Below are 8,749 nucleotides of genomic sequence, written 5' to 3'. Positions count from 1 at the left end.
GGTTCATCCTTGCGAGGAGTCCGGGCCCATCTCGTCAGATGCGACGCTGGATCCAGCAATCCGCCTTCACCACGGCCGCCAGCTCCGGCCATTGAGCGGCGCGACGATCAGACATTGTCAGCGAAGATTGCTGGCGATGAAGTCGACGAAGACCCGCACCCTGGCCGGCATGTTCGCCCCGCCGACGAAGACGGCGTGAATCTGCTCGACGTCTCCGGGATTGAAGGCCTCCAGCAGCGGGACCAGCCGACCGGCCGCCAGGTCTTCGGCCACGCTGAAATTGCCGACGCGGGTGATCCCGACCCCTGCAATGGCCAGCTGGCCCAGAGTCTCGCCGTTATTGGCCTCGATGTTCCCATGGACGGTCAGGGCATAGTCGCGGCCCTCCTTGCGGAACGGCCAGACCGGCTCCGTCCGGCGGAAGTTGAAGTTGAGACAGTTGTGGTTATGCAGGTCCTCCGGGACCTGCGGCGTCCCGCGTCGGGCGAGATATTCGGGCGCCGCGACGATGGTCCGTCCCGTCTGACCCACCCGCAGTGCGGTCAAGGGACTATCGGCCAAGACGCCGAAGCGGATCGCGACGTCAGCCTGCCCGCCGTGGATATCGGCTATGGCGTCCGTCAGGCTGATGTCGACGAGGATATGCGGATAAAGGGCCGCGAACTCGCCCAGCAGCGGCACGATGCACTGGCGACCATGGGCGAGCGCCGCACTGACCCGCAGGCGTCCGCGCGGCGCGCCCTGGTCGGCGATTTCACGCTCGGCGTCGTCAAGGTCGGCGAGGATGCGTCGCGCTGCGCCCAGATAGACCCGGCCTTCCGCCGTCAGCGTCAGGACCCGGGTGGTGCGCAGCATCAGCCGCACGCCGAGCCGCGCCTCTATCCGGTCGATCGTGCGGCTCACCGCAGAGGGGGTCAGGCCCAAGACGCGGCCAGCGGCCGAGAAACTTCCGCGCTGGACGACAGCGGCGAAGACCTCGAGTTCGCGTGCTCGGTCGGTGCTGCCGATCTGCATCTGTGCGTCCGGATCAAAGGTGTTTGGTGCAGACCCTGCCTACTGCCGCACCTGTCGACTGTCCATCTGTGCTTCTGACATCGTGCGGGAGATCTTCATGGACTATCGTCAACTCGGCTCTTCGGGACTGCGCGTCCCGGTCCTCAGTTTCGGCACGGGCACGTTCGGCGGCACAGGTCCGTTGTTCGGCGCCTGGGGCACGAGCGACGCGGCCGAGGCGCGCCGGCTGATCGACATATGCCTGGATGCCGGGGTCAATCTGTTCGACACCGCCGACGTCTATTCCGACGGCGCCTCGGAACAGGTGCTGGGCGAGGCCATCAAGGGACGCCGCGACGCCGTCCTGATCTCCACCAAGATCGGCCTGCCCACCGGCGACGGTCCCGGCGACTGGGGCGTATCACGCGCCCGGCTGGTCGCCGCGGTCGAGGGGGCGCTGCGCCGTCTCGGAACCGACCACATCGACCTGCTGCAACTCCACGCCTTCGACGCCTCGACCCCGGTGGAGGAGCTGCTGGCCACGCTGGAGACGCTCGTCGCCTCGGGGAAGGTTCGCTACACCGGCGTGTCCAACTACCCCGGCTGGCAGCTGATGAAGGCGCAGGCCGCCGCCGACCGGGACGGCCGCCCTCGCTTCGTGGCTCATCAAGTCTACTACTCCCTGATCGGTCGCGACTACGAGGCGGATCTGGCGCCCTTGGCCGTCGACCAGGGCGTCGGCGCCCTGGTCTGGAGCCCGCTGGGATGGGGCCGCCTGACCGGCAAGGTCCGCCGCGACGCCCCCATTCCCGAGGGCAGCCGCCTGCACGAGACCGCCGCCTTCGCGCCGCCCGTCGAGGACGAGCACCTGTATCGCGTGGTCGATGCGCTCGACGCCGTCGCCGCCGAGACCGGGAGGACCATCCCTCAGATCGCCATCAACTGGCTGCTGCAGCGCCCGACCGTCGCCTCGGTGATCATCGGGGCCCGCAACGAGGAGCAGCTTCGCCAGAACCTCGGCGCCGTCGGCTGGAACCTGTCGCCGGACCAGATCGCAACGCTGGACGCCGCCAGCGCGATCACGCCGCCCTATCCGCATACCCCATACTATCGTCAGCCTGGCTTCGCCCGTCTGAACCCGCCGCTGGTCTGACCGATGAAGCCGAACCCCCCCATCCTGGCTCTGGCCGTCGGCGCCTTCGGCATCGGCGTGACCGAATTCGCCCCCATGGGCATGCTGCCCGTCATCGCCGGAGACCTGGGTGTCTCCATCCCGGTCGCCGGCCTGTTGATCAGCGCCTACGCCATCGGCGTCATGTTGGGGGCGCCGCTCCTTACTCTGACCACCGGACGCATGCCGAGACGGACCTTGCTGATCGGCCTGATGGCCATCTTCACCCTCGGCAACCTGCTGGCGGCGGTCTCGACTAGCTATGGCATGCTGCTGGCGGCTCGCTTGATCACCTCGCTGAACCATGGCGCCTTCTTCGGGATCGGAGCCATCGTCGCTGCGGGGCTGGTCCCGAAGAACAAGCAGGCCGGGGCGGTGGCGGCCATGTTCATGGGCCTGACCATAGCCAATGTTGTCGGCGTCCCTCTGGCGACGTGGGCCGGCGACCAAATCGGCTGGCGGACCTCCTTCTGGGGCATCGCCGCCCTCGGAGTCGTCGCCATGATCGCCCTGCGCCTGACCCTGCCCAGGGTCGCCGCGCCGGCCGGTGGAAATGCGCTGGCCGAGCTGAAGGTGCTGGGGCGTGGCCCCGTGCTGGCGGCGCTGGCCCTGGCGGTGATCGGCTCCAGCGCCATGTTCACGGTCTTTACCTACATCACGCCAATCCTCCAGGAGGAGACCGGGGCGTCGATCGGTTTCGTCACCGCCATGCTGGTGACCTATGGCGTCGGCCTGACCGTGGGCAACTGGCTGGGCGGCAAGTTCGCCGACCGGTCGCTGGACGGGACTCTCATCGTCACGCTGGGCGCTCTGGCCACCCTTCTCGTCGCGTTCGCCTTCGCCATGCCGTTCGCGGGGATTAGCGCGGTGCTGATCTTCCTCTGGGGCGTGGCCAGCTTCGCCCTTGTGCCGCCGCTGCAGATGCGGGTCATGGCCGCCGCCTCGGACGCGCCCAACCTGGCCTCGGCGGTCAATATCGGGGCCTTCAACCTCGGCAACGCCATCGGCGCGGCGCTCGGCGGCGCGGTGATCGGCTCGGGGCTGGGTTTCCCCGCCGTGGCCCTGGCGGGGGGCGGAGCGTCGGCCGCCGGCCTGGTCGTTCTTCTGATGATGATCCGCGGATCGCCGGCGCGGCCTGTCCCGCCCTTGCAAAGTCGCACCTGAGGATCGCAGGGCGCTCTCGGCCCTAGGCCCGCACGCCTAGCCAGATCACGTGTCGCGCGCCGCGGCCGCCCTTGCGGGCTGGGACGCGCACGACCTCGGTGGCGAGCCCGCTACGGCGCATCCGGCGGGTGAACCCCTCGTCCGGGGCTGACGACCAGACGGCCAGGACGCCGCCGGGGCGCAGGGCGGTCTGGGCGCGGGCGAGGCCAGGCAGGTCGTAGAGGCTGTCATTGGCCTTGCGGGTCAGGCCTTCGGGGCCGTTGTCCACGTCCAGCAGGATGGCGTCCCAGGCGCCCGGCGCCGCGGCGATCAGCGGGCCGACGTCGCCCTCATGAACGGTGACGCGGCGATCGTCCAGGCAGCCCTTGAAGACCTCGGCCAGGGGGCCGCGGGCCCAGGCGATGACGGCTGGCACCAGTTCGGCCACCGTGATGTGGGCGTCGGCCGGCAGGACGCCGAGGGCCGCGCGCAGGGTGAAGCCCATGCCCAGGCCGCCGATCAGGATGCGCGGCGCCGGGCGGCCGGCCAGTCGCTCCCAGGCCAGCGTCGCCAAGGCCTCTTCCGAGCCGCTGAGCCGGCTGTTCATCAGCTCGATCGACCCGGCCATGATCGAGAATTCAGTGTCGCGCCGCATCAGGCGCAGGTCGCCGCCGTCGTCGGGCATCTGGGCGGTGTCGAGATGGATCCAGGGCTTCATGGCGCTCGCATAGCCGTCGACGGGGCCAAGGCCAAAGCAAAACCCCGCCGTCCAGCCAGGACGACGGGGCCTTGCGACGCCCACCTGTAGCGATAGGTGCGATCAGAGCCGGGTGGGGATGATCACCTTCATGGACTCATAGCCCTTCACGAAGGTCGAGAAGACGCGCTTGGGCTCTTCCACCACCTGGATGTCGGGGAAGCGCTTCAGGATTTCTTCCCAGATGATCTTGAGCTGCAGCTCGGCCAGGCGGTTGCCCACGCAGCGGTGGATGCCGAAGCCGAAGGAGATGTGCTGGCGCGGGCGCTCGCGGTCGATGATGTAGCTGTCGGGGTCGTGGATGACCTCGTCGTCGCGGTTGCCCGAGACGTACCACATGACGACCTTGTCGCCCTTCTTGATGGTCTTGCCGCCGATCTCATGGTCTTGGGTGGCGATACGGCGCATGTGGGCCAGCGGCGTCTGCCAGCGGATGGTCTCCGACACCATGGAGGGGATGAGGTCGGGGTTCTCGCGCAGCTTCTTGTACTGGTCCGGGTTCTGGTTCAGGGCCAGGACCGAGCCGGTGATGGTGTTGCGGGTGGTGTCATTGCCGCCGACGGTCAGCAGTACGATGTTGCCGAAATACTCCCGGGGCGACATGTCCCTGGTCTCGGGCCCATGGGCCAGCATGGAGATCAGGTCGCCGCCGGGCTCGGCGTTCACCCGCTGGTTCCACAGCTCGGTGAAGTAGGCGTGGTACTCGATGAAGATCTGCATCTTCTCTTCGATCGTGTCGATCAGCCCGTGGCCCGGCACCGCGGTGACCACGTCGGACCAATAGGTCAGCTTGCGGCGGTCTTCCTGCGGCATGTCGAACAGGGTGGCCAGGGTCATGGCCGTGAGTTCCATCGACACCTTGTCGACCCAGTCGAATTCCTCGCCGATGGGCAGGCTGTCGAGGATCTTGGCCGCGCGCTCGCGGATCAGCGGCTCCAGGATCGCCAGGTTCATTGGCGAGACGGCCGGGCTGACGGTCTTGCGCTGCACGTCGTGCTTGGGCGGGTCCATGGCGATGAACATGGGCAGGGGGCCTTCATCGCCGTCCTGGGTGGCGATGGTGATGCCGCCCTCGGAGGAGAAGACCTGGTGGTTGGTGTCCACCGCCATGATGTCGTTGTACTTGGTGATCGACCAATAGGGGCCGTATTCACTCTCGGCGGTGAAATGGACCGGGTCTTCCTTCCGCAGCCGCTCGAAGATCGGCCACATGGTGTTGGACTGGAAGAGCCCGGGCTGCGCCGGGTTGAGGTCGGCCAGCGCCGTCGCATAGGCCTTGGCCCGTGCGTCCTTCAAGATGTCCACCGAACCGTCAGCCATGGGAGTCCTCCAGATTTTCGACCAGTCTAGTCTAAAGATGACGCCTGCGTCAACTTTTCGCGTTCGCTCAAGGCGCGATTTTACTTTGACAAGGGGGGCGGCGGTTTGATGGCGCAGATCGTGCGGATCGACGACCCGGCCGATCCCCGGATCGAGAGCTTCACCCAGGTGCGCGAGCGCGACCTGATCGGCCGCCACGGGCGGTTCATCGCCGAAGGCGAGGTGGTGCTGCGCCATCTGCTGGCCTCGCCCCGCTGCGAGCCCCTGGCCCTTCTGGCGGCGGAGGATCGGCTGGGGCGTCTGGAGGGCCTGATCGGCGAGCGTGAGGTTTCCGCCCCGGTCTATGTGGCGTCCCAGGCGGTGATGGACGCCATCGTCGGTTTTCCGATTCACCGCGGCCTGCTGGGCCTGGGAAGGCTCCGTGCGCGGCCGAGCGCAGCGAACCTCCTGGCCGGGCTAGGGGCGCAGCCCCTGGTGGTGGCGGTCCATGGGGTGGGCAACCACGACAATATGGGAGGTCTGTTCCGCAACGCAGCCGCCTTCGGCGCCGATGCGGTCCTGATCGATTCCACCTGCTGCGACCCCCTCTATCGCAAGGCCATCCGGGTCTCGGTGGGGGCGGCGCTGATCATGCCCTTCGCCCGGCTGGAGGCGGGGGAGGACCTGATCGAGACCCTGCGGGCGGCGAACCTTGAGCCGGTCGCCCTCACGCCCTCGGGAACGGAGACCCTTGCAGCCTTCGCTCCAGGCGGCCGCAGCGCAGTGGTCTTCGGAGCCGAGGGGCCGGGCCTGCCGCCCGCGCTGCTGGCGGCGGCGCGCACGGTGCGTATCCCGATGTCAGAGGGGTTCGATTCACTGAACGTGGCGACCACAAGCGGCGTGGTTCTGCATCACTTCGCCGCCGCTCGAGCAAGACCTCGTAAAGAGCGCCTGTAAGAGCCACCGGACCGGCAGCGGATTACGAAGCTCTCGCGGTGATCGTCAAAAAAGCAGGGCGTTCAGGCGGCTTGCGCCAGCTGGATGATCGCGAGCCACAGCAGGGCCGAGCAGGCCGTCACAAAGCTCAGGGTCTCCAGGGGGCTCCAGCGCCGGCTGCGCGTCGCATGGGCGCGGTGCATGTCGGCGGTATGGGCCATGACGGGTTCTCCTTGTTGTCCTTACCATTCCCAACGGCCACGCCGCCGCCGGGTTCCTTGTATCGGACGCGGGGCGCCCAGGCTCTGGACTTCCGGGACCGAGTGCGGCCCAATCGCTCGCACGTTTATCCAAAGGGTCGATTTTCGCTCCCATGGCCTGGTCCGACGCCGCCGCCCGCCGCCGCTATCATGTAGGCAATCTCAGAGCCCAACTCCTGGAAGAGGCCCGCGCCATCCTCGATCAGGGCGGGCTGGCGCAGCTCAACCTGCGCGCCCTGGCCTCCAGGACCGGGATCGCGCCCGGCTCGGTCTATCACCACTATGCCGGCAAGGCCGAGCTACTGGCCGAGCTGGCCGCCCTCGGGTTTCACCAGCTGGAGCTTGAACTCAGCGAAGCCATGGCCACCGCGCCCCAGGGCGGGCGCATTCGCACCCTGGCGCGGACCTACTTCGCCTTCTCCAAGGCCGAGGCCGCCCTGTTTGGCCTGATGTTCGATCCGGCCGTGGCGACCTATCCTGCTGTCGAGACCGCCCGGGATCGCTGCTTTGCTGTGCTGGAAGGGGCTGTCGCCGTCGCCCTGCCGGCCCGGGAGGACGCTGTCGAGATCAACAAGATCGCCCGCGCCGTCTGGGCCTGCGGCCATGGGGCGGCTTCCCTGCGCACAGCCGATCCCCACCGCCAGGACGAGCTGATGGAGGACGTGATCCAGGGCCTGGAGCTGATGTTCGGCCGTCGCTGAACCGTTGATCAGTGATCGCTGATCAGCAAGGTCTATCCAAACGATGTTTCAAGTCGTCTCCTGGCGTCCTGCTGTACCGGGAGGAACCAATGGCCGACGGCAATATCACCAAAGACGTCATGTATGACGCGGTGGCCCCTGACGACTTCGAATCGATGCTGGAGCTGGACCGCTACAACGCCCGCTCCACCGCTTTCGACAAGATCATCTCTGCGACCCACGACCATTTCTGGGACCCGCTCGACCCCAAGTACATCGACTTCTCCGAGCCCTGGGACATGGAGAACGAGGCCCTGCTGCCGGACGATCAGGTCATGGCGCTGGGCGTGCCCTATGTCCTCGACCACCTCGAGAAGACCGGTCAGAAGGTCAAGTTCATCAACGAGATGGTGCTCTGGAACTTCTCCTCCATCCTGCATGGCGAGCAGGGCGCGCTGAACCTGTCGGCCAGCCTCTGCCACGTGCTGAAGGACCAGGGGGCCCAGGAATACGCCGCCAACCAGACCCGCGAGGAAGCCCGGCACGTCACCGGCTTCGCCAAGTACATCAAGGCCCGCTGGGGTCGGCCGCGGCCCTGCGGCGCGACGCTGCAGCAGCTGCTGGTCGACATCATCGGCGCGCCGGAGGTCTACAAGAAGATCATCGGCATGCAGATGCTGGTCGAGGGCCTGGCCATGGGCGCCTTCGCCGCCGGCTTCCAGTACAACCGCGATCCCCTGGCTCGGAAACTCTTCCAGCTGGTGATGACCGACGAGGCCTTCCACCACAAGTTCGGCAAGATCTGGGCCGACCGCACCATCCCCAAGATGACGCAGGAAGAGCGCGACATTGTGGAGGACTGGGCCGCCCACTGCTTCCAGTCGCTGCTGTTCAACATGGGCTCGCCCGTGCAGCAGGCGGCCATCTACACGCAGTTCGGCCTCGATCCCGAGCGGGTGGTCGCCGAGATGCGCGCGACATACCAGAACGACGAGAGCCGTCGCGAACGCCTGAAGAGCCAGACCAACATCTTCCGCGTGCTCATCAAGACCCTGTTCAACGCCGGCCTCATCACCGACCGCACGCGGGCCTTCTACGCCACCTATGTGGATATGGATGAGCTGAAGGCCGAGGGCGAGAAGATGGTCGGCGACGACATCGCCGAGGAGGGCATCAAGTACCTCCAGGAGATCAACTTCAAGGACCGCTCAGCAGCGCCTGTGACCATCGCCGCCGAGTAGAACTGGAGTCCTGCGATGGCGCCGCTAGCTGCGCGGCCTCATCGCAGGATTTCCTCGCGCATCATGGCCAGGGCGGTTTCCAACGCACCCTGGCGCACCGGCCCCCGGCCGATATCGCCGAAGCAAACCAGCCTGTGCCGCGCGGGGCGGCCGCGCCGGGCGCTGGCGAAATGGACGAGACCCGCGTCATCGCCGGGGTTGGGGCCGGCCTCGGTGAAGCCGGTGATGGCGGCCACGATGTCAGCCTGGGAGTTCGCGATCGCCCCCTC

The 8,749-nt window shown here is 67.3% G+C and carries 10 protein-coding genes; 5 read left to right on the top strand and 5 right to left on the bottom strand.

Annotation, left to right across the window (positions count from 1 at the left end; translation table 11 throughout):
- Window positions 1-117: 117 nt before the first annotated feature.
- A complete protein-coding gene (locus V7702_RS15670) occupies window positions 118-1,014 on the bottom strand; it encodes a LysR substrate-binding domain-containing protein (protein ID WP_335651014.1) in 897 nt (298 codons plus the stop codon).
- 97 nt (window positions 1,015-1,111) lie between these two features.
- On the opposite strand from V7702_RS15670, the gene V7702_RS15665 reads away from it, so the two are divergent.
- Both V7702_RS15665 and V7702_RS15660 read left to right on the top strand, forming a co-directional pair.
- Window positions 1,112-2,146 carry an aldo/keto reductase gene (locus V7702_RS15665; RefSeq protein ID WP_335651013.1) on the top strand — a complete coding sequence of 345 codons (1,035 nt, stop codon included), beginning with the start codon at window positions 1,112-1,114 and terminating at the stop codon, window positions 2,144-2,146.
- 3 nt (window positions 2,147-2,149) lie between these two features.
- A complete protein-coding gene (locus V7702_RS15660) occupies window positions 2,150-3,328 on the top strand; it encodes an MFS transporter (RefSeq protein ID WP_335651012.1) in 1,179 nt (392 codons plus the stop codon).
- Between the two features lie 22 nt (window positions 3,329-3,350).
- Here the strand turns inward: V7702_RS15660 and V7702_RS15655 are convergent, their stop codons facing one another.
- Entirely contained in the window at window positions 3,351-4,025 is a 675-nt protein-coding gene (locus tag V7702_RS15655) for a spermidine synthase (RefSeq protein ID WP_335651011.1), read from the bottom strand.
- A gap of 102 nt (window positions 4,026-4,127) precedes the next feature.
- Window positions 4,128-5,384 (bottom strand): cytochrome P450, encoded by a 1,257-nt coding sequence (locus tag V7702_RS15650; protein WP_335651010.1) that lies wholly within the window; start codon window positions 5,382-5,384, stop codon window positions 4,128-4,130.
- Window positions 5,385-5,492: 108 nt separating this feature from the next.
- Here V7702_RS15650 and V7702_RS15645 point away from each other — a divergent pair, with 108 nt between their 5' ends.
- Window positions 5,493-6,320: a TrmH family RNA methyltransferase gene (locus tag V7702_RS15645; protein WP_335651009.1), complete on the top strand. Its 828-nt coding sequence runs from the start codon at window positions 5,493-5,495 to the stop codon at window positions 6,318-6,320.
- Between the two features lie 62 nt (window positions 6,321-6,382).
- Here the strand turns inward: V7702_RS15645 and V7702_RS15640 are convergent, their stop codons facing one another.
- Window positions 6,383-6,520 (bottom strand): hypothetical protein, encoded by a 138-nt coding sequence (locus V7702_RS15640; protein ID WP_335651008.1) that lies wholly within the window; start codon window positions 6,518-6,520, stop codon window positions 6,383-6,385.
- Between the two features lie 152 nt (window positions 6,521-6,672).
- Here V7702_RS15640 and V7702_RS15635 point away from each other — a divergent pair, with 152 nt between their 5' ends.
- On the top strand, window positions 6,673-7,260 hold the full coding sequence (locus tag V7702_RS15635; protein ID WP_335651007.1) for a TetR/AcrR family transcriptional regulator: 588 nt from the start codon (window positions 6,673-6,675) through the stop codon (window positions 7,258-7,260).
- Window positions 7,261-7,349: 89 nt separating this feature from the next.
- Window positions 7,350-8,480, top strand: a complete 1,131-nt coding sequence (locus V7702_RS15630) for a ferritin-like domain-containing protein (protein ID WP_335651006.1) — start codon at window positions 7,350-7,352, stop codon at window positions 8,478-8,480.
- Between the two features lie 38 nt (window positions 8,481-8,518).
- Here the strand turns inward: V7702_RS15630 and V7702_RS15625 are convergent.
- Window positions 8,519-8,749, bottom strand: a 231-nt coding sequence (locus V7702_RS15625; RefSeq protein ID WP_335651005.1) for a CinA family protein, incomplete at its 5' end; no start/stop codon positions are given.

Source organism: Phenylobacterium sp. (assembly GCF_036963605.1).
Classification (GTDB): Bacteria; Pseudomonadota; Alphaproteobacteria; order Caulobacterales; family Caulobacteraceae; genus Phenylobacterium.
Note: the sequence above shows the minus strand (reverse complement) of the source record. Positions and strands in the feature narration are given on the sequence as shown.

Bases quoted from the DNA above. Each gene is read 5' to 3' on its own strand.
- V7702_RS15670 (WP_335651014.1), bottom strand. From the start codon at position 1,014: ATGCAGATCGGCAGCACCGACCGAGCACGCGAACTCGAGGTCTTCGCC.
- V7702_RS15665 (WP_335651013.1), top strand. From the start codon at position 1,112: ATGGACTATCGTCAACTCGGCTCTTCGGGACTGCGCGTCCCGGTCCTC.
- V7702_RS15660 (WP_335651012.1), top strand. From the start codon at position 2,150: ATGAAGCCGAACCCCCCCATCCTGGCTCTGGCCGTCGGCGCCTTCGGC.
- V7702_RS15655 (WP_335651011.1), bottom strand. From the start codon at position 4,025: ATGAAGCCCTGGATCCATCTCGACACCGCCCAGATGCCCGACGACGGC.
- V7702_RS15650 (WP_335651010.1), bottom strand. From the start codon at position 5,384: ATGGCTGACGGTTCGGTGGACATCTTGAAGGACGCACGGGCCAAGGCC.
- V7702_RS15645 (WP_335651009.1), top strand. From the start codon at position 5,493: ATGGCGCAGATCGTGCGGATCGACGACCCGGCCGATCCCCGGATCGAG.
- V7702_RS15640 (WP_335651008.1), bottom strand. From the start codon at position 6,520: ATGGCCCATACCGCCGACATGCACCGCGCCCATGCGACGCGCAGCCGG.
- V7702_RS15635 (WP_335651007.1), top strand. From the start codon at position 6,673: ATGGCCTGGTCCGACGCCGCCGCCCGCCGCCGCTATCATGTAGGCAAT.
- V7702_RS15630 (WP_335651006.1), top strand. From the start codon at position 7,350: ATGGCCGACGGCAATATCACCAAAGACGTCATGTATGACGCGGTGGCC.